Source organism: Bradyrhizobium sp. CB3481 (assembly GCF_029714305.1).
GTDB lineage: Bacteria > Pseudomonadota > Alphaproteobacteria > Rhizobiales > Xanthobacteraceae > Bradyrhizobium.
Map to the genome: position 1 here is coordinate 267,708 of NZ_CP121647.1, position 20,807 is coordinate 288,514.

A 20,807-nucleotide genomic window follows, 5' to 3' on the forward strand; every position below is an offset into this window, starting at 1 on the left:
GTCACCCGCCTGCGCGGGTGACGACAGCTCCGCCGCCTTGGCGATGAGCGCCGATCAATGCCGGAAATGCCGGACGCCGGTAAACACCATGGCGATGCCGTGGTCATCGGCGGCCTTGATCACTTCGTCGTCGCGCACGGAGCCGCCGGGCTGGATCACGGCGGTGGCGCCGGCTTCGATGCAGGCCAGCATGCCGTCGGCGAACGGGAAGAACGCGTCCGATGCGACGACCGAGCCCTTGGTCAGCGGCTCGGCGAGCTTCAGTTCAGCCGCGGCATCGAGCGCCTTGCGGGCGGCAATGCGCGCGGAATCGACCCGGCTCATCTGGCCGGCACCGATGCCAACGGTGGCAAGGTCCCTGGCATAGATGATGGTGTTCGACTTGACGTGCTTGGCAACGCGGAAGGCGAATTTGAGATCGCGCAGCTCGGCGTCGGTCGGAGCGCGCCTGGTCGCAACCTTCAACTGCATGTCTTCGACCACCGCGTTGTCGCGGCTCTGCACCAGAAGGCCGCCGGCGACGGTCTTGGCCGTTAGGCCCACGGTGCGCGGATCGGGCAATCCGCCGGCGAGCAGCAATCGCAGATTCTTCCTCGCGCCGACGATCGCTATCGCTTCTTCCGTGGCGTCGGGCGCGATGATCACCTCAGTGAAGATCTCGGTGATGGCGCGCGCCGATTCCGCATCGAGCGTGCGGTTGAGCGCGACGATGCCGCCGAAGGCTGAAGTCGAGTCGCAGGCCAGCGCGCGGCGATAGGCGGTAATGAGATCGGGCCCTTCGGCAACGCCGCAGGGGTTGGCGTGCTTGACGATCACGCAGGCCGCGGTGCGTTTGGGGTCGAATTCGCCGATGCATTCATAGGCCGCATCGGTGTCGTTGATGTTGTTGTAGGACAGCTCCTTGCCCTGCAACTGGCGCGCGGTGGAGACGCCGGGCCGCTTGTCGGGCGTGGCATAGAAGGCCGCCTTCTGGTGCGGGTTCTCGCCATAGCGCAGCGACTGGATCAGCCGGCCGCCGAACGCGCGGAAATCCGGCGCGTCGGTCTCGTTCTGCGCCGCGAACCAGTTGGAGATCGCGGCGTCATAGGCGGCGGTGCGGGCATAGGCCTTGGCGGCAAGGCGGCGGCGCAGCGCCAGCGTCGTTGCGCCCTTGTTGGCAGCGAGCTCGTCGAGCACCGCCTGATAGTCCTGCGCTTCGACGACGACGGCGACATCGTCATGGTTCTTCGCCGCCGCGCGGATCATCGCGGGACCACCGATGTCGATATTCTCGATGCAGTCCTCGTAACCGGCGCCTTTGTCGACGGTCGCCTCGAACGGATAGAGGTTGACGACGAGCAGATCGATCGGCGCGATGCCATGCGCCTTCATCGCATCAGTGTGTTCCTTGTTGTCGCGGATCGCGAGCAGGCCGCCATGAACTTTCGGATGCAGCGTCTTGACCCTTCCGTCCATCATCTCGGGAAAGCCGGTCAGCTCCGAGACGTCCTTGACCGCAAGGCCCGCCGCCGCGATTGCCTTGGCGGTGCCGCCGGTGGAGACGAGCTCGACACCATGGGCGGCCAGCGCCTTGGCAAATTCGATCAAACCGGTCTTGTCGGAAACGGAGAGGAGGGCGCGGGTAACGCGGCGGGTGGTATCAGTCATGGGCAAGGTCCTTTGTCAGGGATGCTTATGCCCAGGCGCGCGGCGATCATTCCCGCGCTTCCCGATGGTGCTCCATCCAAAGTCGCCAGTCGCGCGAGAGGGCGCTGGTTAGCAGCTTTTGGCTGGGTTCACAATGGGGCGGAGCAGTCTCCGTAGTTGGCCTTGGCCTCGCGTCATACCCATCGAGCCCTCATCCTGAGGAGCCCGCGAAGCGGGCGTCTCGAAGGATGCAGGCCACAAACCGGGCTCATGGTTCGAGACGCGCTTCGCGCTCCTCACCATGAGGAATTACTGACGTAGCAGGATCAAAGCGGCAGTTCCGGTTCGCGGCGGGCGGTGCGGCGGGCGTTGGTGCCGGCGGCCGAGGTCGTCGAGCGGACAAAACTCCAGCGGACCGAGGTGGCGTGGCGGGAATCCTGCCGGATTACGATCTGGGCGGTGCGGCGCGGGCCGTCATTGCCGGCCAGAAACACGCTGTCCTCGAGGTCGACCTTGTCGTCGAGCGCCTCGAAGCTCCAAACGTCGCGGTTCGGCAATACCAGCATGACGCCGCGCGCGTCGCTGAGGCGGCTTGCCTTGACAGCGGGATGCAAATGAAAGCGCAGGGCAAAATCGGTGTCGCCCTTGGCTCGGGAGCCAGGCGCCGGCGACACGGTGTCCTCGCCGTCGAGCCTTCCACCATCCTGCGAGATCATCAGCACCCTTCGATGCAGGATGCCGAAGCGGGCGACATAGCCGTCATGCGAGGTGGTCAGGAGATCGCCATCGGCCACCGCCTCGCGGTAGCTTTCCACATTGGAAGGCCCGCTGACGATCGGCGCGCCCTGCAAGAGGCGCTTCATCGCCGACAATTCGACGAACTGGCACGAGGACGTGTCGTGATAGGTCAACGTCGAATGCGCCATCGTACTGCGCGCAAAGGTCCGCCAATTGTCGCGGCCGGTCGAGGGCATGCCGCAATTGACGACGATGCGGCTCACGCCCGACGACAGTTCGAACGACAGGCAGCCGGCGTGCGCCTCCTGGCTGACATTCGGCGGCGGCGGCGGGCCGGTGTCGATGATGACGGTCGTGCCGCCGGCATCGAGGCGCTGGAAGCCGGTATGCGGCATGTTCGCCATCGGCACGCCGTGGGTGTCGTCATAGGCGAGCAGCGTCGCCACCAGGTCCGAAGGCGCGTTACTCATGCCGTTGAACAGCGCAAAGCTGCCGTCGCCGTGACGGAAGAAGCGCAGCATCGGCATCATGCGGTCGATCGCATTGAGCAGCGCCGGCGGCGGCGCGATGTTGCGGGCGGCAAAGGTCTGGCGTAGCGGCAGCAAGTCGCTGAGCAGCTCGACCAGCGCGCCGGGATTGCGCGAGATATGCCCGCCGTCGGGCATGATCTGCCGCTGCAATTCGTCGGACAGCCGCCGCGTGGCGGCGCGGATGTGACGCGCCTGGTTGGCAAGACACAGCGAGGCGTAGCACAGCGCGATCAGCACCTGCAGCCGCGGCACGCCGTCGACGATATCGAACATCGCGTAGCGCAGATAGCGGATCTCGCGGGTCAGCCCGCGCAGATATTTGCGATAGAATTTTCCGTCGGTGTCGCCGAGCACCAGCGGTGCCTGCGACAATAGCGAGATGACGCGGCGCGCCAGCACGTCGGGGCGGCGCTCCAGCGGCCGCTTGCGCGCCGGATTGGAGATCCAATCGTCGACCAGCGAACGCGCATTGGCGCGGGTCAGCGCGGTGTCGGCGGCGCGCAAATGGCGCAGCCAGCCGAAGCCGAGCAGGGCGACTTCCCAATCCTCCGACGGCGGTTCGAGGTCGAAGATCGAGCGGCCATGGCAGGTCACGATCTTGCCGGCGAACACGAAGCGGCCGGCATAGATTTCGGCGGCGCGGGTGGCATCGGCGGTACGCAGGTCATGCGGGGCGATGATCAGTCGGTCGGCGCGGCCGGGCCACAGCCGCGACACGGCCACCGTCGCTCCCGTGGCGCGCGCGATCACGGTCCGCGCCGAGCGGCTCATGATAAGCGTCGAGATGCGTCTGCGTTGAGCGACCGACACGCCGTGCCTTGGAAAGGGAGGGAGGGGGTATTCTGGCGAATCCTTTTAGTCCGGAAACGCCGGCATAGCACCATCTTGAAAATCGGCGAATCACCCGAGGGACGGGAAATTTCGTTTGAAATCAGGCTGATTTAACCAGACGCGCCGCGTAAAATCCATCCAGGCCGCCGAGTCGGGGGTCGGAATGGGGCAAATGGCTGGGCAGGGTGCGTAAATCGCCCGATGCGGTGAGGATTTCACTCAAACCCGCGACCTCACAGGCATCGATCGGGGCGCGGCGTACGCCGGCCTCTGACGCCAGCAGGGCACCGACCGCCTGCTCGCCTTCCTCCGGCTCCAGCGAACAGGTGCAATAGACCAGCGTTCCGCCCGGCTTGAGCAGGGCGACCGCCTTCTGCAGCAGCCGCTTCTGCAGCGCCGACAGCGCCGCAATGTCGGCTTCCTGGCGCAGCCAGGCGACGTCGGGGTGACGGCGGATGGTGCCGGTGGAGGTGCAGGGCGCATCGACCAGCACGCCGTCGTAACCGCCATTGCCGGCGCCGGGCCATTCGGCGGCATCGGTGACGACGTCATTGGCCTGCAGCGAAAGCCGCGCCAGATTGTCACGCAGCCGCGCCATGCGCGCCGGCGAACGATCGACCGCGGTGACGCGCGCGCCGGCCTGCGCCAGTTGCGCGGTCTTGCCGCCCGGCGCGGCACAGAGATCGACGATGGCCTTGCCGGCGACGTCGCCGAACAACCGCGCCGGCAGCGCGGCGGCGGCATCCTGCACCCACCACTGCCCTTCCGAGAAACCCGGCAGCATCGTCACCGAGCCCTGCAGCAGGGTGCGCACGGTGCCGGTCGGCAAGGTTTCGCCATGCAGGCGGTTCGCCCATTGCGGCGCGTCCGATTTCACGGTGATGTCGAGCGAGGGTTCGTTGCCGATGGCGCGCGCCATCTCCCGCGCGGTGGCCTCGCCATAGGCGCCGATCCAGCGCGCGAGCAGCCACGGCGGAATGTCGAGCGTCTGCGATTTGACTTCCTCGATCAGCGGTTGCCCTTCGCGGGCGCAGCGGCGCAGCACCGCGTTGACGAGGCCGGCATATTTGGCGGCGCGCCGATCGGATTGCACGAGGCGCACCGAGAGATCGACGGCGGCGTGATCGGGCACGTCCATCCAGAGAATCTGCGCGGCACCGATCAACAGCGCGCTCTGCGCGCGCGGCGCGTCCGTCGGAACGCCGCGATCGAGCAGGCGCGACAGCAAATGGCCGAGCGTGCCGAGCCGACGCAGGATGGTTGCCACCAGGCGGCGCATCAGCGCGCGGTCGCGGTCGGCAAGTGCCTTGAGTCCGGGATGGGCGCCTGCGCCGTCGAGCTGATCGTCGAGGGTGCGATGCTTGTGCAGCACGCCGTCGAGGATGTCGGCCGCGATCCGCCGCGCAGCGAGGCCGGGCACTTCAGAAGGTACTGCGAATCTTGAAGGTGGCATGAAGCAGGAATGTCTCGGAAGGCAGAAAGGTTTCGGCTCATGCCATGGAAAATGAACCAGCCGTGTGCCATGCGAATATGCCAAATGTAAGAATCGCCACAGACAATTTTACGAATGTGATGTCATCTGTGCGCCTGTCCCGTGCTATGGGAGAGTTGTGATGACCGACAATTCTTCATCTGCCGCGCCCGTCGCGGAACGCAAGAAGCTGACGCCTGCGGCCGAGCGCGCGCTCGCCGAGGCCGATGCCCGACGCAAGGCCGCCGAAGCCAGCGCCGCCACGCTGCAGAAGGAGTTTTCGGGTCCGAAGGGCCTGGAACCGACCCGTTACGGCGATTGGGAGCGGAACGGGATCGCGTCGGACTTCTGATATTTTTGAAGCGGCGGACGCTTGCCGGCCCCTTGCCGGATGACCCGACTCAGCCCTTAGTCGGGCAATGCCCTCTTATGAGCGAATGAATACGGATCGGCGCCGCGGTCCATGGCGCCGCCTGATTTCGTCGGCCCTGCCGTGGATATTCGTGGCGTGCGTAGTGGCGGCGACCAATCTGCCGGTGCGCCAGTGGATCAACTGGCCGTGGTCGCGGCCCGTCGACAGCCAGGCGGCGCGCGATGCGGAGATGGTGTGGAAGCATGCCGGAAATTCCGCTGTGCATCAGCCCGTCGATGTCATCCGCACCATCGATGGTGACACGTTCGAGGCGCGTGTTCACCTGTCGCCTCGCCTTGAACCAATCACGCGTATCCGTCTTCGCGGCATCGATGCGCCCGAATTGAAGGCGTCCTGCGCGCAGGAATTGCGGATGGCGGAAGCCGCGACGGGTGCATTGCGCGCGTTGCTAAGCGAAGGCGGTGTCATGATCTTCAATATTGGTCCGGACAAATATGCCGGCCGAGTCGTCGCTGACGTCGCGACGCGGCGCACCGGAAATGTTTCGGCGGCGATGCTCACCGCAGGTTATGTACGCGGCTATGGCGGCGGTCACCGCAACGGTTGGTGTGCGAACGCGAGCGAAGCACTGCCGAAATGAAAGGGCCGCGCAATAGCGCAGCCCTTTGTTCACTCTGATCCAAGGATCAGCGCGTGACCGTCACGGTGGTTCCAACCGAGACGCGCTGGTAGAGGTCGGAGATGTCGTCATTGAGCATGCGGATGCAGCCATAGGACACGAAGCCGCCGATCGAGTTCGGCACGTTGGTGCCGTGAATGGCGTATTCGCCGCCGGCCAGCGTCATCGCCGCGACGCCCATCGGGTTGCGGGGCGAGCCGCCGGGGATGACGTCGGGCATCTCAGGCTTGTCGCGCTTGACTTCGCTCGGCGGCGACCAGGCCGGGTTGAGATATTTGCCGTCGATCTTGGTGGTGCCGGACCACTGCTTGCCGGCCTTGCCGACGCCGACCGGGTAGCGCATCGCGCGGCCGGATTCGAGAACGAGATAAAGGCGTCGCTCGCCGGTCTTCACCACGATCGTGCCCGGCGCGTAATCGCCGTGGATCCCCACCAGTTCCGGCCGCGCCTGCGCGGCTGGCGACGTCACAATGGCCAAACCCATGGTGGCGGCCAACGCCACCGCAATTCTCTTCAACATTCCCAGCTCCCACTCTGCCCGCCCCGCTCAGGGGGTCCTCAAATGTCCTTTCACAGGCCCTGCCGGCCCGCTGTCTCATCCGTGCCTAGTTTAGTCGCGTGCACTGACCGGGCGGTTTCAACCCGGCGTCGAGACTGGTTTCGCTGAGCGGAACAAAGAAAATGTTGGAAATAAAGTAAATGACCGGAAAACAACACATGGCCGCGAAATAGCCACGAAGCCAACCGGGCCACTGATAAATGCGTGAGGGAGGCTGACCTACAGGTCATGGCCTGATTTGTCGCGGTCATTGGCGGAACGACAAAGACGTCAATGCCCGGGACAAAGCCCGGGCATGACGGCAACGAAACGGGGCGATCGTGGACCCTACAACGCCGGATGCGCCTGCCTCGCCCGGCCGCGCGCCGACCTTACGCCGGCGCCCCCTTCTTGTTCTGCCGGTTCTGCACGAGGTCGTCGACGACGGCGGGATCGGCCAGTGTCGAGGTGTCGCCGAGGCTGGACGGTTCGTCCTCCGCGATCTTGCGCAGGATGCGGCGCATGATCTTGCCGGAGCGTGTCTTGGGCAGGCCCGGCGCGAATTGGATCTGATCGGGGGACGCGATCGGGCCGATGTCCTTGCGCACCCAGGCCACCAGTTCCTTGCGCAGTTCCTCGGTCGGCTCGGTGCCGGCCATCAGCGTGACATAGGCGTAGATGCCCTGGCCTTTGATGTCATGGGGATAGCCGACCACCGCCGCCTCCGACACCTTGGCATGCGCGACCAGCGAGCTCTCGACTTCGGCGGTACCCATTCGGTGGCCGGAGACGTTGATAACGTCGTCGACGCGGCCGGTGATCCAGTAATAGCCGTCGGCATCCCGCCGGCAGCCGTCGCCGGTGAAGTATTTGCCCTTGTAGGTCGAAAAATAGGTCTGCTCGAAACGCGCATGATCGCCATAGACCGTGCGCATCATTCCCGGCCAGGATTTGGCGAGGCAGAGATTGCCCGTGGTCTCGCCCTGCAGCACGTTGCCCTCGGCATCGACGATCTCAGGCACCACGCCGAAGAACGGCCGCGTCGCCGAGCCGGGCTTGAGTTTCGTTGCGCCGGGCAGCGGGGTGATCAAAATGCCGCCGGTCTCGGTCTGCCACCAGGTGTCGACGATCGGGCAGCGGCTGTCGCCGACGACGCGGTAATACCATTCCCAGGCTTCCGGATTGATCGGCTCGCCGACCGTGCCGAGCAGCTTAAGAGATTTGCGCGAGGTTTTCTTCACCGGCTCGTCGCCGCCCTGCATCAGCGCGCGGATCGCGGTCGGCGCGGTGTAGAAGATGTTGACGTTGTGCTTGTCGATGACGTTCCAAAACCGCGAATTATCCGGATAGTTCGGCACGCCTTCGAACATCAGCGTGGTGGCGCCGTTCGCCAGCGGCCCATAGAGAATGTAGCTGTGGCCGGTGACCCAGCCGACATCGGCGGTGCACCAGTAGATGTCGCCGTCGTGATAGTCGAAGACGTATTGATGCGTCATCGCCGCGTAGACGAGATAGCCGCCGGTGGTGTGCAGCACGCCCTTGGGCTGGCCGGTGGAGCCGGACGTATAGAGGATGAACAGCGGATCTTCGGCGTGCATATGCTCGGCCGGGCATTCGGTCGTCACGACGGCGGCCGCCTCGTGGTACCAGAAATCGCGCGACGGATTCATATCGACGGCAGCGCCCGTGCGCTTGACCACGACGACCCAGTCGACTCCGCCGGTTTTTGCGATCGCGGCATCGACATTGGCCTTTAGCGGCACTTTCTTGCCGCCGCGCAGGCCCTCGTCGGCGGTGATGATGACCTTGGACTGGCAATCGGTGATGCGCTGGGCGAGGCTGTCGGGCGAGAAGCCGGCGAACACTACGGAGTGGATCGCGCCGATCCGCGCGCAGGCCAGGATCGCATAGGCCGCTTCCGGGATCATCGGCAGATAGATGGTGACGCGGTCGCCCTTCTTGACGTTCCGCGTGCGCAGGATGTTGGCCATCTTGCAGACTTCGTCGTGCAGCTGGCGGTAGGTGATGTGCTTGGACTGCGAGGGATCGTCGCCCTCCCAGATGATCGCGGTCTGGTTGCCGCGCTTGTCGAGGTGGCGATCGATGCAGTTCCAGGCCGCGTTCAGGACACCGTCCTCGAACCATTTGATCGAGATGTTGCCGGGAGCAAACGAGACGTTCTCGATCTTGTGGGGCGCTTTGATCCAGTCGATGCGCTTGGCCTGTTCGGCCCAGAAGCCGTTGGGGTCCGAGACCGAGCGGGCGTACATTTCGCGGTACTTGGCGTCATCGACATAGGCGCGCTTGGCCCAATCGGCAGATACGTCGTAGATCTTCTCGGACATGCTTCCCTCCCACTCATTGCGGCCCCATGTCGGCGGCCGCAAATCGTCCAGAATTGTTGCAGCGATTATGCGTCGCGGGGCGATACCCGGACAAGGCGGAACGTTTGCGACCTTGGTCGGTCAGCCGTTGACCGGCCTTGTCTGGGATCAAAGTCGCTAAATTTTTAGGGAGCTTGGGCAGGGCCAAATCAACGTTATCGCCGGAATGGCTCCCATGAAAGGTATTTGGTAACCGTCAATGACGGAATCGGGACTCGCAAAAGGGGACGTTACCCCCTAAATGGCCTCCCCGGGGCTGACGGCCTCCCGGAACCAAGCCACAAGAAAAGGCATTACCGGCGAAACAGGCGGAGTAAGGCGACAACGGTCATGATGGATCAGCAGAATTTCGAGGCTACGCGGCCCGTTTCCGCCGATCCTGCCGTGGCACTGGCGCAAGCGCTTGGGCAACTGCCGAAGGAACCGATCAAGGACCCTCGAAAAGCTATTGCGGCAAAGCCGCACATCGTCGCCAAGACTCCCCTAGGCAAGACCTCCGTCGAGGAACTGGCGCAAGAGCTCGGCCTCAAGCTCGGCGACCAGAACGGGCTGACGATCCGCCGCGTCAAGCGCGGCAAGGGCTATTCATTCCATCGCGCCAACGGCACGCAGATTCGTCATGCCGGCACCATCCGCCGCCTGCATTCGATGGCGGTGCCGCCGGCCTATCGCGACGTGCGCTACTCGGCCGATCCGACCTCGCACCTGCAGGCGGTCGGCATCGATGCCGCCGGGCGGCTGCAATATCGCTATCACGCCGATTGGGAAAAGGTCCGCGAGCACCGCAAGGCGCATCGCCTGGCCAAGCTGGTCGCGGCGCTGCCGAAGATCCGCCGCAAGGTTTCGGCGTTCCTGTCCGGCGACGAACCGACGCGCGAATTCGCGCTTTCGGCGGTGATCGAGCTGATCGCGCGCACCGCGATCCGTCCGGGCAATGAATCCTACGCCCGCCTCAACGGCACCCGCGGCGCCACCACGATGCTGAAGTCCAACGTCACGCTGGAAGACGATTGCTTCGTCCTGACCTTCAAGGCCAAGGGCGGTAAGGCCGTGCGCAAGGAATGCGACGCCGCAAAACTGGTGCGCGCCATCGGCATTTTGCGCACCGTGCCGGGCAAGCGCATGTTCCAGTACTATGATCGTTCCGGCGTCGTGCGCGCCGCCTCGACCACGGCGGTAAATGCGTTCCTGCGCGAGATCGCCGGCATCAAGATTTCGCTGAAGGATTTTCGCACCCTGATGGCATCCGCCGTCGTGCTGGAATCGCTGTCGCGGATTTCCCCGGCGGCGAGCGCCCGCGGCCGTAAGAAGCAGGTGCTGGACGCCGTGCGCGCCGCGGCCGATGAGCTGTCGAACACGCCGGCGATCTGCCGCAAGAGCTACGTCCACGACACCATCGTCACCGCCTTCGAGGACGGTATCCTTGAGCGCTTCGCCGCGACGATGAAGGGTTACCGCACGCAAGCCAAGCGCGAGGCGCTGTTGGCGCAGGTGGTGACCGCGGCCGCGGCGGCGTGACGCACTGCGTAGGGTGGGCTGAGCGAAGCGAGCTCACCCTCTCTCGACATCGGAAGTCCGAATGGTGGGCACGCTGCGCTTAGCCCACCCTACCGCACTGTCTGACGCTGCTAGCTACATCCCGCCCATCTTGCAGACCAGCTTCCATTCATCCGCCGTCACCGGCTGCACCGACAGGCGCGAGTATTTCACCAGCGCCATATCCGCCAGCTTCTTATCGGCCTTGATCGCGGCCATCGTCACCGGCGTCTTCAACGGTTTGTCCGCCTTGATGTCGACGCAGACGAATTTGCCGGTCTTGTCGGTCGGATCGGGATAGGCCTCCTTGATGACTTCCGCGATGCCGACGATCTCCTTGCCCTCGTTGGAATGATAGAAGAAGGCCTTGTCGCCCTTCTTCATGTTCACGAGGTTTTGCCGGGCGGTGAAGTTGCGCACGCCGGTCCAGGCTTCGCCCTTGGCGCCCTTCGCGACCTGCTGGTCCCAGGACCAGGCCGACGGTTCGGATTTCACCAGCCAGTACGCCATCGTCATTCCTCCGCCTTGAACGGCCGCGTCATCAGGCCCTCGATCGCGGCGTCGATCGTGATCTTGCCGCTCAATATCGCCGCGACCGCCTTTGATACCGGCATATCGACATTTTGCGAAGCTGCCAGTTCGATCAGGACCGGCGCGGTGAATTCGCCCTCGGCGAGCTTGGCGCGGTTCGGCGCCTCGCCGCGGCCGAGCGCAATGCCGAAGGCGAAATTGCGCGATTGGGGACTGGCGCAGCTCAGAACGAGATCGCCGAGACCCGACAGGCCGACCAGCGTTTCGGTGCGCGCGCCGCAGGCCCGGCCGAGGCGTGCCAGTTCGCTGAAGCCGCGCGTCGTCAGCGCTGCCAGTGCGGAGGCACCGAGCTGGCGGCCGACGACGATGCCGGCGGCGATCGCCAAGACGTTCTTGGCCGCGCCGCCGATCTCGACGCCGCGCACATCGGTGGTGTGATAGGGCCGGAACGTGGCCGAGCCCAGCGCCTGCACCAGGTCTGCTGCCAGTCCTTCATCCTTTGCGGCAAGCGTCACGGCGGTCGGCAGGCCACGTGCGACGTCGTCAGCGAAATTCGGCCCGGACAGGATGGCAGCAATCGCACTCGGCATCGTCTCGGCGATCACCTCGGTCATGAATTTGTGCGTGCCACGCTCGATGCCTTTGGCGCAGGCAACCACGGACGTCGAAGGCTTTATGAGCTGGGCAAGCGCAGTGGCGGCATCGCGCAAATGTTGTGCAGGTGTCGCCAGCAGGATGATATCCGCGCGCGCGGCCTCGGCCATGTCCGCGGTGACGCCAATGCTGGCATCGAGGCTGATGCCGGGAAGTTTTGGATTTTGCCGCGTCGCCCTGATCTGCGCGGCGGCCTCGGTGCTGCGCGCATAGAGCGTGACCTTGCGGCCGGCGCGGGTGGCGGCGCAGGCGAGCGCGGTGCCATACGCGCCGGCCCCGATCACTGCGACAGTGTTGAAAGATGCCACGTCAGAATCCCGCACGCGTTTTGGCGTAACCAGCCGGCGCCTTGGCGTTGGCATCGAGCAGCCAGCGCGCCCGCGGCGGTGCGTCCATCGTATCGGTGAGGCCGAGCGCCATCCGCTCCGCGCCGGCCCAGGCGATCATCGCGCCGTTGTCGGTGCAGAGTGCGGGCGGCGGAATGATCAGCGTGGTCTGCGCCTTCGCGGCAACCTCCTGCAGCGCGCCGCGGATGGCGTGGTTGGCGGCGACGCCGCCGGCGGCGACCAGCGCGCGCGGCGGGCCGAACCGTTCGTGAAATAATCTTAAACCGACGCTCAGGCGGTCCGCGGTCGATTCCAGCACCGCGGCCTGGAAGCTGGCGCAGAGATCGCTGACATCCTGCGGCTCCAGCGGCATCATGCGGCTGGCCTCGTTGCGCACCGCGGTCTTCAGCCCCGACAAGGAGAAATTCGCATCGGGGCGCCCGAGCATCGGCCGCGGAAAGGCAAAACGCCTGGGATCGCCGCTGCCGGCGGCGCGCTCGACCTCCGGTCCGCCCGGATAGGGCAGCGAAAGCATTTTGGCGACCTTGTCGAAGGCTTCGCCCATCGCGTCGTCGACCGTGGTGCCGAGCCGGACATATTCACCCACGCCGACAACGGCAACGATCTGGGTGTGGCCGCCGGAAGCCAGGAACAGGCAATAGGGAAAGGCGAGCGCGCAAGTGAGCCGCGGTGTCAGCGCATGAGCCTCGAGATGGTTGACCGCGATCAGCGGCGTATCGTGCACCATCGCAATGGCCTTGGCCGTAGTGAGGCCGACGATGACGCCGCCGATCAGGCCGGGGCCGGCGGCGGCCGCCACCGCCGACAATTCTGCGAAGCCGACATCAGCGTCCTTCATCGCCCGGCCGACGATGCCGTCGAGCAGGTCGACATGGGCGCGCGCGGCAATCTCCGGCACCACGCCGCCGAATCGGGCGTGTTCCGTCGTCTGCGAGCGCACGATATTCGACAAAATTCTTCCGCTGCCGTCGGGCAGGCGCCGGACCACCGCGGCTGCGGTTTCATCGCAGGTGGTCTCGATACCCAGCACCAGCATCGGCTTTTCGTTACTCAATTTCAGCCCTTGCGCGATCGGCAAAAACAACGTTTCGGTAACCGCGTAGCACTACGAGGTCGCAAGGTGCAATCGGGCCGAAATGGTTTTGGCGGAGATCTGACATATGGCCGTCCTCGTCACGCGACCAAGCCCGGACGATGATACGACCGCCAGCGCCCTGCGCGCGCGGGGCTTTGAGGTATTGTGCGCGCCGATGCTGCGGTTCGAAGCCATCCCGTTCCAGGACGACGCGGAGGCAAATTATGGCGCCGTCCTCGTCACCAGCGCCAACGCGCTACGCGCCGCAGCTCCGCAACTCGGGAACAGCCGGCTTCTCAGGCTGCCCCTGTTTGCGGTTGGAGAACACACCGCCGCCGCCGCGCGCGATGCCGGTTTCAGTGAGGTGATCGTCTCAAAGGGAGACGCCGGCGCGTTGCGTGAGCTGGTGCTGGCGGCTGCGAAATCGAAACAGCTCAAGAAGGCGAACCCGCTGCTGTACCTCGCAGGCGCCGATCTTGCGCGCGACCTTGCCAGTGAACTCGGCGACAAGGGATTTACCGTGGCGACGCGCACCACTTACCGGATGGTGCCGGCCCCGAGCCTGCCACGGGAGATATGTGACGCCTTTGTGGCTGATAGGATCGAGGCAGTGCTGCATTATTCACGGCGTAGCGCGCGGGCCTTTCTGGAGGCGGCGCGCGCCGGCGGCGTCGAAATCTCGGCGCTGGCGCTGCCGCAATGCTGCATCTCGGCGGCGGTCGCCGCAGTGTTGCGGGAGGCCGGCGCCAGCCAGGTTACGGCGGCGGAGTCGGCGGATGAAAATGCCCTGTTCGAGGCGCTGCAGCGGGCGCTGCAACGGCGAATTCGCACTAATCTTTAAGTCTAGCAGTGTCTTATCGGAAAACCGGTGCCGCCGCGGCCACTTCATGCTCTAACACGTCCCGATTCTGCTAAGTTCCGGCATCTAACCGTTCAAGGGAACCGCTGCGATGGTCGACAACAGGCCCGAAGACACTCAATCGCCGCCCGATTCTGGCCGCCCGAAGCGCGAGCCGCCGACCATCGACCTCGAAGCGGTGTCGAGCGAGACCAAGCGCGTGGTTGAGGCCTCGTCCGACCCGGCGGACGAGGCTGCCCCGGAGACGATGGCCGAGCCGGCGCCCGAAGCCGCCGCGCCCGCCGCTGCGCCGCCGGTATCGGAGCCGCCGTCGCGGCCGGCTTCGCCTTGGGTCGTCGCGCCGGTGTCCGGCGCAGTTGCGGCTGCGCTAGTGATCGGCGTCGGCTGGATGCTGGGCTGGCCCGCGATCCAGCCCGTCACCGTGCCGCCGGCCGCGCAGCAGAATGCCGCCGCCATCGATGGCCTGACCGCGCGTGTCGCCGGCCTCGAGGCCAAGGCGGGCAAGGTCGTTGCCGATCCGCGCACCGAGGCGCTGGAAAAATCGCTGGCGACGCTGCGCGGCGAACTCGCGACGACGCGTGCGCAAGGTGACAAGCTGGCGGCCACGCTGAACGAGGTGCGGTCCGCGCCGCGTGCTGATGGCGCCGTATCGCCGGATCTCACCGCGTTTGCGGAGCGCCTTGGAAAAATCGAGAACCAGATGCGCGCGCAAAGCGCCGAGATCGCGCAGCAAGGCAGCAAGCTCGCCAACACGCAAAGTGCCGATGCCAAGGCTGCGAGCGATATGCCGTGGCGGCGCGTGCTGGCCGCGGCGCTGCTCGACGTGCTGGTGCGGGTCGGCGATCCCTACCCTGTCGCGCTTGCGACGGCAAAATCGCTGGCACCGAATCCGGATGCGCTGAAGCCACTCGAACCATTTGCCGAGAAGGGCGTGCCGAACGCGAACAGGCTGAGCACGGAGCTCTTGGCCCTGGTCCCGAAGCTGACGCCGGCGCAGCAGCAGGCCGCCGCCACGACCGGCACCGGCATTGTCGATCGCCTGCAGGCGGGCGCGGCCAAGCTCGTCAAGATCGAGCGCACCGATACTGCCGGCACCGACCGCGGCGCCGTGGTGGCGCGGATCACCGCGGCGGCGCTGCGCAATGATTTCAACGAGGCACGGCGCGAATTGAAGACGCTTTCACCGGAAGATCGCGCGCCGGTGCAAAGCTGGCTCGATCGGGCCGATGCGCGCGACGCGGCGCTGGCTGCTTCCCGTCAGTTTGCGAGCGAGGCCATGGCCGTGCTCGCCAAACCGTCGGAATAGGAATTTTATTAACGCTGGGATTTCGATGATCCGGATCATTCTTTTTCTGTTGTTGATCGCGCTCGGCGCAGCGGGCGCAGCCTGGATTGCCGAACAAACCGGCGATGTCGTGCTGTCGTGGGGCGGCTATCGCGTCCAGACCACGCTGCCGGTATTCGTGCTGGCGCTCGGCATCGTCATCGTCGTGGCGATGATGGTGTGGGCGATCGTGCGCGGCCTCTGGCGCACCCCGGCGCGCCTCCGCCGCAACCGGCGCGAGCGGCGCCTGGCGCGCGGCAGGCACGCGATCACGCAAGGGCTGCTCGCGATCGGCCACGGCGATTCCTCTGCCGCCCGCTTCCACGCCGACGCCGCGCGAAAACACGCATCGCATGATCCGCTGGCCTTATTGCTGCACGCGCAATCGGCGCAGCTCGACGGCGACCGCGACGGCGCGCAGCGCGCCTTCCGCGCCATGGCCGAGCGTGAGGACACGCGGCTCCTCGGCCTGCGCGGCCTGTTCATCGAGGCGCAGCGCGCCGACGATCCGGTCGCGGCCGTGATGCTCGCCGAGGAGGCACTAAAACTGTCGCCGTCCTCGTCATGGGCCTCGCATGCGGTGCTCGGCTTCTGCTGCGCCAAGGGCGACTGGGCCGGCGCGCTGAAGATTCTCGACAACAATCAATCCGCCGGGCTGATCGACAAGGCGACTTATCGCCGGCAGCGTGGCGTGCTGCTGACGGCGCGGGCGCTCGAGCTCGAAAAGGTCGATCGCGACCTGGCGCGCGAGAGCGTGATGGAAGCGGTCAAGCTGGCGCCGACCTTGGTGCCGGCCGCGGCGCTCGCCAGCAAGTTCGAAAGCGAGGCGCATCAGGTGCGCCGCTCGATGCGCCTTGTCGAGACGGCATGGCTGGCGCAGCCGCATCCCGATCTCGCAGATGCCTACGCCCATGTGAAACTCGGCGATGCCGCGCGGCAGCGGCTGGTGCGTGTCGAGACGCTGGCGGCGAAAACGCCGGGCCATATCGAGGGCGCGCTGGCGATCGCGCGCGCCGCGATCGACGCCTCCGAATTCGCAAAGGCGCGTGCGGCACTGGAGCCTTTCATTGCCGCACCGACGCAGCGCGTCGCGCTTCTGATGGCCGAGCTCGAACGCACCGAGCACGGCGATAGCGGCCGTGCCCGCGCCTGGACCTTGCGAGCGGTGCGCGCAGCTCACGACCCGGCCTGGACCGCGGACGGCTATGTCAGCGATCGCTGGCGCCCGGTTTCCCCGGTTACGGGGCGGCTCGACGCGTTCCAGTGGCAGACGCCGGTGGCGGCGCTGCCGTCCGACAAGGGACCTGCGATCGAATCCTCGCCGTTCGAGGAAGCCATGCTGGCGACCCCGCGCCGCGCCGTTGTGATCGCGCCGCCGGAACCCGTGAACGAACCGGCGGCCGAGCCTGCTCCGACCAAGCCGGAGTCGTCAGCCGCTCCGGCCGAGACGACGGCACCCGCCGCGCAGGACAACACGCCGCCCGCGGCGGTCGCTGCAGAGCCGGCCCCGGCCGAGGCCGCCCGTCCCGAACCTGTCGTGGAGCCAACGCCGCCCCCGCAAAAACCGGCCGAATCTGCCCCGCCGCAGCCGGCTCCCCTGTTCCGCTCGCGCAGGGACATTCCGAAAGCCGTCCCAGTGCCGATTCCGGCGGTAATCCCGCTGGTCCGCGCCCCCGACGATCCCGGGGTCGATGAGGATGGCCCGCCGGACGAATTCGCGGAACAAATCGGCCCGCCCAAGGCCCAGGCCGGCGGCTGGCGCGGATTTTTGTCACGCTGGGGCGGCAGCTAGCGTTCCGCCGCAGCGATTATCTTGCCAATCGGGGCAAGCCCCGATATCAGGTGCAGGCGTTCGCGGGCTCACCCGGCGAGCGCCGCTTCGGTTCGCCGCAATAGCTCAGTTGGTAGAGCACGTCATTCGTAATGACGGGGTCACAGGTTCGAGTCCTGTTTGCGGCACCACGCTTTTCCGGATCGGTTTTTCTTCTCCGCCATCGACTTGAGCGCAAGAAGTCGGCGGCGCAGCGCGTAGCGGGAAATTTGATCATCTCGCCATTGCCGTGGCCGAAGGCGGCGACCGCCGTATCTTTGTTGCCGACCCGCGATCAGCGCTCTTGCCAAGCGCGTCAGCTGACTTCCCGTACATCTGAAGCGCGCAATTAAACGAAAATACACCCTTTTCGCGCTTGACGCTGTAGTTGTGTGCTCGATCACGGTATCACCAAGCGTGCCGGGCTCGCGTCGCTTCGAAAGTCTGGAAAGCTCAGTTGCGTTTCCCAGCGCCGGAGATCGACATGCAGGCCCAAGCAGGTTTCCGCGGCTGGAGGCCAGCCGGGACGGATGCGCCTGTAGACCGCGGCCCGGCATCCTCGGGGCATTGCGAACCGGCCCGTCTGCATGAGCTGGACAGTTTACGAGCCCTTGCGGCGATCGGCGTCGTTGGATGGCATTACACAAATCATTTCGGCGCTTCTCCGCTGCCAGTTCTCATGGCGCCGTTCTATCGACACGGCGAGCTCCTCGTTGACTTCTTCTTCCTATTGTCAGGTTTCGTGCTCGCCCGCGTCTATTGGAACGACCGGTGCAGCGCGGCGTTCGCGCGCAATGTTCGCGACCGCGTTGCCCGAATGTATCCATTGCATCTCACCACGTTATGCTTCGTGGCTGTCATGCAGTGGATCCTGGTCAATCCGCTGGCGTCGACGCCTTTTGTCTATGTCTTCAACGACGCGCATGATTTCGCGCTGAACCTTGCGCTGCTGAATCGGACCGGACTTGAACGAGGGCTTTCGTTTAACGGGCCGTCATGGTCGATCTCGACGGAATTCGTCGTCAACATTCTGTTTCTGGCGGCTATCGCACTCCCGCGCAGCACGGCCCGTGCGGTACTGTTCGCGCTGTTCGCCGTGTCACTCGCGGTGATCCTGAAGAATGGCCTGGTCAGCGATGCCCTGGCATTCGGAATCAGCAACGATGTGTTCCGGACAATCGTCGGCTTCGTCTGTGGCGCGGCGCTATATCACGTGCACGCGCGCTGGCTGTCGCGGATCGACTTGAAGCGCGGTTTTGCCGATGGCCTCGCCATCGCGGCGGTTTTCGTATTCCTCTATTACTGCGCACGGGGTGAACTCGCCGGGCTACTTGATCTGATGATGGCGGTCACCTGCTTTCCGGCGCTGATTATTGGTGCGATCCATGGCCGGCTGGTTAAGCGGTTTTTGACACTTCGCTTCCTGGTCTATCTCGGCAGCGTCTCCTACTCCCTTTATCTCGTGCACTTTCCGCTTCAGCTCGCCATGCATCTGGCGTCCGTCACGCTTCTCGTTCAGATGCCCTATGACAGCGCGCTTTTCCTGCTGGGCTTCATCTTCGCAACGATCGGATTGGCATCGATCACCTATCGCCTGATTGAAGTGCCCGGAAAAAAGCTGCTGCGAACGCAGCGGATGGCCGCCCTTCCGGAACCGTTAGTGAGCCCCAGGTAGTAGAAAATCGGACGTAGTTTCAATAAATTAGCGGTGCCGTATTTAACGCGCCCAGGATTGAGCCCGCCGGCGATGGCTTCCGCGGCCGTGCCGCTACTTTGCGCTGATGCCTGCCGCCGCGCTTCATGCCTTATCGTATGCGCGTCCTGCGCGCCGAAATCCCTTATTAACTGGCCCCGTTCTAGCGTGCCTGCAAACCAACCTGCAGGGATATTGCATGTCGCTCGATGTCGGCCTGAGCCTTGCCGGGGACAGGCCCGCCCGCCAGGGAATCTGGACCGCCTCTCCGCTGCATGGCGTCGTCGTCGTCTTCATGGCGGCGATCATGCTGCGTGGGGTCCTGCCCTTCAACGTCGACGTCAGCTGGTGGCTGATCGTCTGCGAGCGCATCCTCGACGGCCAGCGGCTCTATGTCGACATCCTCGAGACCAATCCGCCGATGGCGGGGTCGGTCTACATGTTCGGCGTCTTCTTGGCGCGCGCGGTCCACGCGCGGCCGGAAGTCGCGACCAATGGGCTGATCTTTCTGATGATCGCGGGATCGCTGGCGCTGACGTGGCGGGTCTTGCGCTTCTCCTCGCTCCGCGAACGCGCCGGCGGCGCCGCAGCTGTCTGGGCGACCGTCGTGCTGACCATCCTGCCAATGTACGATTTCGGCCAGCGCGAACACCTGGCGCTGATCGTGCTGCTGCCGGCGCTCGCCGTCTACGTCCTGCGCGCCAATCGCGAGGCGGTTGCGCCATGGGCTGTTCTGATTGCCGGCCTGTGCGCCGCGACCACCATGAACTTCAAGCCGTATTTCGTCTTCGCGGTCGGCTTCTGCATTCTCACTGCCGCGGTGCAGGCGCGCGACTGGCGGGTGCTGTTCGCGCCCGAGAACTGGATCGCCGCCGCTTTCGTCGTGATCCACGCCGTTTGCATCGTCGCGTTCTACCCGGAATATTTTACGCTGATCTATCCGCTGGTCCGCGACGTCTATCTGCTGCTGAAGGCGCCGCTCCTCGCCATTCTGTTGGCATCGGCCACGACGTTCTGGCTGCTGGCGATCATGGTCGCGCTGGCGCTGCAAAGCCGGCGGCAGAAAGTCGACAGCGCGACGCTGGTGATGATGGCCGGTTCGCTCGGCTTTGCGATCTCGTTCTTCGCGCAAGGAAAGGGCTGGGGGTATCACGCCTATCCGATGGTCGCGCTCGGGCTGCTGGCGGCGGGCTGGGCGATTGCGGACAGCAGCGATGCGCAGGCGCCAGCGCGCTGGCTCCGCGCCGGTGCGATGCTGGTGGTCGTGCTGATCTTCGCCAATGCATGCCTGTGGTTCAACGCGAGCGTCGATATGCGGCGCGTTCAGGAAGAGGTGACGCTATTGGAGCCGCGGCCGAAGATCCTCGTGCTGAGCGCAGCCGCCGTCATCGGTCATCCGATGGTGCGCGAGGTCGGCGGCACATGGATCTCGCGTCAGCAGGCGTTCTGGATGCGGGAAATCGTCCGTCGTGCGCTCAAGGACGGCGCGATCGATCAGGCGACGGCCGATCGCCTCGCCACTTACGTGGCGCAGGAGCGCGCCGGAATCATCGAGGATTTCAGGAAGCAGACGCCTGATGTCGTCGTGATCGACAACCAGAACAGCGACTGGGGCAAGTGGGCGGCGGCCGATCCCGAGCTTTCCGAACTGCTGAAGGCCTACGTTTCCGTGAAGAACGTCGACGGGATCGAAATTTTGCGACGGGCCGATCAGCCCCGGTCCTAGGAGCCTGATGAGACCGCCCGCTACGCCAGCCGTTGCCGGCTACTTTGCATGGGGTTGTTTTCGATATTTTGTTTGGGCGGTC

General features: G+C 65.2%; 16 protein-coding genes, 1 tRNA gene and 1 riboswitch. Of the genes, 9 read left to right on the forward strand and 8 right to left on the reverse strand.

The window, feature by feature from the left end:
• Positions 1 to 54 precede the first annotated feature (54 nt).
• The 3 genes from purH to QA643_RS01290 form a co-directional block, all read right to left on the reverse strand.
• Positions 55 to 1,647: a bifunctional phosphoribosylaminoimidazolecarboxamide formyltransferase/IMP cyclohydrolase gene (gene purH, locus QA643_RS01280; RefSeq protein ID WP_283031408.1), complete on the reverse strand. Its 1,593-nt coding sequence runs from the start codon at positions 1,645 to 1,647 to the stop codon at positions 55 to 57.
• Positions 1,648 to 1,669: 22 nt separating this feature from the next.
• A riboswitch (ZMP/ZTP riboswitch) is annotated at positions 1,670 to 1,750 on the reverse strand.
• 202 nt (positions 1,751 to 1,952) lie between these two features.
• Positions 1,953 to 3,665: a heparinase II/III family protein gene (locus QA643_RS01285; protein WP_283031409.1), complete on the reverse strand. Its 1,713-nt coding sequence runs from the start codon at positions 3,663 to 3,665 to the stop codon at positions 1,953 to 1,955.
• A gap of 160 nt (positions 3,666 to 3,825) precedes the next feature.
• Positions 3,826 to 5,178 (reverse strand): RsmB/NOP family class I SAM-dependent RNA methyltransferase, encoded by a 1,353-nt coding sequence (locus QA643_RS01290; protein WP_283031410.1) that lies wholly within the window; start codon positions 5,176 to 5,178, stop codon positions 3,826 to 3,828.
• A gap of 160 nt (positions 5,179 to 5,338) precedes the next feature.
• On the opposite strand from QA643_RS01290, the gene QA643_RS01295 reads away from it, so the two are divergent.
• Complete coding sequence (locus tag QA643_RS01295; RefSeq protein WP_283031411.1) at positions 5,339 to 5,548, forward strand: DUF1674 domain-containing protein; 210 nt, start codon at positions 5,339 to 5,341, stop codon at positions 5,546 to 5,548.
• Positions 5,549 to 5,633: 85 nt separating this feature from the next.
• Positions 5,634 to 6,209, forward strand: coding sequence for a thermonuclease family protein (locus tag QA643_RS01300; RefSeq protein ID WP_283031412.1), 576 nt, complete (start codon positions 5,634 to 5,636; stop codon positions 6,207 to 6,209).
• 46 nt (positions 6,210 to 6,255) lie between these two features.
• Here QA643_RS01300 and QA643_RS01305 read toward each other — a convergent pair whose 3' ends face one another.
• Together QA643_RS01305 and acs are read right to left on the reverse strand one after the other, a co-directional pair.
• Complete coding sequence (locus tag QA643_RS01305) at positions 6,256 to 6,768, reverse strand: L,D-transpeptidase (RefSeq protein WP_283031413.1); 513 nt, start codon at positions 6,766 to 6,768, stop codon at positions 6,256 to 6,258.
• 410 nt (positions 6,769 to 7,178) lie between these two features.
• Positions 7,179 to 9,131 carry an acetate--CoA ligase gene (gene acs / locus QA643_RS01310; RefSeq protein ID WP_283031414.1) on the reverse strand — a complete coding sequence of 651 codons (1,953 nt, stop codon included), beginning with the start codon at positions 9,129 to 9,131 and terminating at the stop codon, positions 7,179 to 7,181.
• A gap of 369 nt (positions 9,132 to 9,500) precedes the next feature.
• On the opposite strand from acs, the gene QA643_RS01315 reads away from it, so the two are divergent.
• Positions 9,501 to 10,688, forward strand: coding sequence for a DNA topoisomerase IB (locus QA643_RS01315; RefSeq protein ID WP_283031415.1), 1,188 nt, complete (start codon positions 9,501 to 9,503; stop codon positions 10,686 to 10,688).
• Positions 10,689 to 10,802: 114 nt separating this feature from the next.
• Here the strand turns inward: QA643_RS01315 and QA643_RS01320 are convergent, their stop codons facing one another.
• The 3 genes from QA643_RS01320 to tsaD are packed head-to-tail and all read right to left on the reverse strand — an operon-like array spanning position 10,803 to position 13,274.
• A complete protein-coding gene (locus QA643_RS01320; RefSeq protein ID WP_283031416.1) occupies positions 10,803 to 11,216 on the reverse strand; it encodes an EVE domain-containing protein in 414 nt (137 codons plus the stop codon).
• 2 nt (positions 11,217 to 11,218) lie between these two features.
• Positions 11,219 to 12,199 (reverse strand): NAD(P)H-dependent glycerol-3-phosphate dehydrogenase, encoded by a 981-nt coding sequence (locus QA643_RS01325; RefSeq protein WP_283031417.1) that lies wholly within the window; start codon positions 12,197 to 12,199, stop codon positions 11,219 to 11,221.
• A 1-nt stretch (position 12,200) separates the two neighbouring features.
• Positions 12,201 to 13,274 (reverse strand): tRNA (adenosine(37)-N6)-threonylcarbamoyltransferase complex transferase subunit TsaD, encoded by a 1,074-nt coding sequence (gene tsaD / locus QA643_RS01330; protein ID WP_283035080.1) that lies wholly within the window; start codon positions 13,272 to 13,274, stop codon positions 12,201 to 12,203.
• A gap of 124 nt (positions 13,275 to 13,398) precedes the next feature.
• On the opposite strand from tsaD, the gene QA643_RS01335 reads away from it, so the two are divergent.
• The 6 genes from QA643_RS01335 to QA643_RS01360 all read left to right on the forward strand — a co-directional run bounded on the left by QA643_RS01335 (position 13,399) and on the right by QA643_RS01360 (position 20,725).
• A complete protein-coding gene (locus QA643_RS01335) occupies positions 13,399 to 14,154 on the forward strand; it encodes a uroporphyrinogen-III synthase (RefSeq protein WP_283031418.1) in 756 nt (251 codons plus the stop codon).
• A gap of 109 nt (positions 14,155 to 14,263) precedes the next feature.
• Positions 14,264 to 15,478 (forward strand): hypothetical protein, encoded by a 1,215-nt coding sequence (locus QA643_RS01340; protein WP_283031419.1) that lies wholly within the window; start codon positions 14,264 to 14,266, stop codon positions 15,476 to 15,478.
• Positions 15,479 to 15,503: 25 nt separating this feature from the next.
• Positions 15,504 to 17,288, forward strand: coding sequence for a heme biosynthesis HemY N-terminal domain-containing protein (locus QA643_RS01345; protein WP_283031420.1), 1,785 nt, complete (start codon positions 15,504 to 15,506; stop codon positions 17,286 to 17,288).
• A 94-nt stretch (positions 17,289 to 17,382) separates the two neighbouring features.
• Positions 17,383 to 17,458, forward strand: a tRNA-Thr gene (locus QA643_RS01350).
• A gap of 332 nt (positions 17,459 to 17,790) precedes the next feature.
• Entirely contained in the window at positions 17,791 to 18,981 is a 1,191-nt protein-coding gene (locus tag QA643_RS01355; RefSeq protein ID WP_283031421.1) for an acyltransferase, read from the forward strand.
• Positions 18,982 to 19,198: 217 nt separating this feature from the next.
• The gene (locus tag QA643_RS01360; RefSeq protein WP_283031422.1) at positions 19,199 to 20,725 is read left to right on the forward strand and encodes a hypothetical protein; all 1,527 of its coding nucleotides are present in this window, start codon (positions 19,199 to 19,201) and stop codon (positions 20,723 to 20,725) included.
• The last annotated feature ends 82 nt before the right edge of the window (positions 20,726 to 20,807 follow it).

Excerpts from the sequence above, each read along its gene's own strand:
- QA643_RS01315 (WP_283031415.1), top strand. The coding sequence starts at position 9,501 with ATGATGGATCAGCAGAATTTCGAGGCTACGCGGCCCGTTTCCGCCGAT.
- QA643_RS01355 (WP_283031421.1), top strand. The coding sequence starts at position 17,791 with ATGCAGGCCCAAGCAGGTTTCCGCGGCTGGAGGCCAGCCGGGACGGAT.
- QA643_RS01300 (WP_283031412.1), top strand. The coding sequence starts at position 5,634 with ATGAATACGGATCGGCGCCGCGGTCCATGGCGCCGCCTGATTTCGTCG.
- purH (WP_283031408.1), bottom strand. The coding sequence starts at position 1,647 with ATGACTGATACCACCCGCCGCGTTACCCGCGCCCTCCTCTCCGTTTCC.
- QA643_RS01305 (WP_283031413.1), bottom strand. The coding sequence starts at position 6,768 with ATGTTGAAGAGAATTGCGGTGGCGTTGGCCGCCACCATGGGTTTGGCC.
- QA643_RS01290 (WP_283031410.1), bottom strand. The coding sequence starts at position 5,178 with ATGCCACCTTCAAGATTCGCAGTACCTTCTGAAGTGCCCGGCCTCGCT.
- QA643_RS01360 (WP_283031422.1), top strand. The coding sequence starts at position 19,199 with ATGTCGCTCGATGTCGGCCTGAGCCTTGCCGGGGACAGGCCCGCCCGC.
- QA643_RS01340 (WP_283031419.1), top strand. The coding sequence starts at position 14,264 with ATGGTCGACAACAGGCCCGAAGACACTCAATCGCCGCCCGATTCTGGC.
- QA643_RS01295 (WP_283031411.1), top strand. The coding sequence starts at position 5,339 with ATGACCGACAATTCTTCATCTGCCGCGCCCGTCGCGGAACGCAAGAAG.
- QA643_RS01285 (WP_283031409.1), bottom strand. The coding sequence starts at position 3,665 with ATGAGCCGCTCGGCGCGGACCGTGATCGCGCGCGCCACGGGAGCGACG.
- QA643_RS01335 (WP_283031418.1), top strand. The coding sequence starts at position 13,399 with ATGGCCGTCCTCGTCACGCGACCAAGCCCGGACGATGATACGACCGCC.
- acs (WP_283031414.1), bottom strand. The coding sequence starts at position 9,131 with ATGTCCGAGAAGATCTACGACGTATCTGCCGATTGGGCCAAGCGCGCC.
- QA643_RS01320 (WP_283031416.1), bottom strand. The coding sequence starts at position 11,216 with ATGGCGTACTGGCTGGTGAAATCCGAACCGTCGGCCTGGTCCTGGGAC.
- QA643_RS01345 (WP_283031420.1), top strand. The coding sequence starts at position 15,504 with ATGATCCGGATCATTCTTTTTCTGTTGTTGATCGCGCTCGGCGCAGCG.
- tsaD (WP_283035080.1), bottom strand. The coding sequence starts at position 13,274 with ATGCTGGTGCTGGGTATCGAGACCACCTGCGATGAAACCGCAGCCGCG.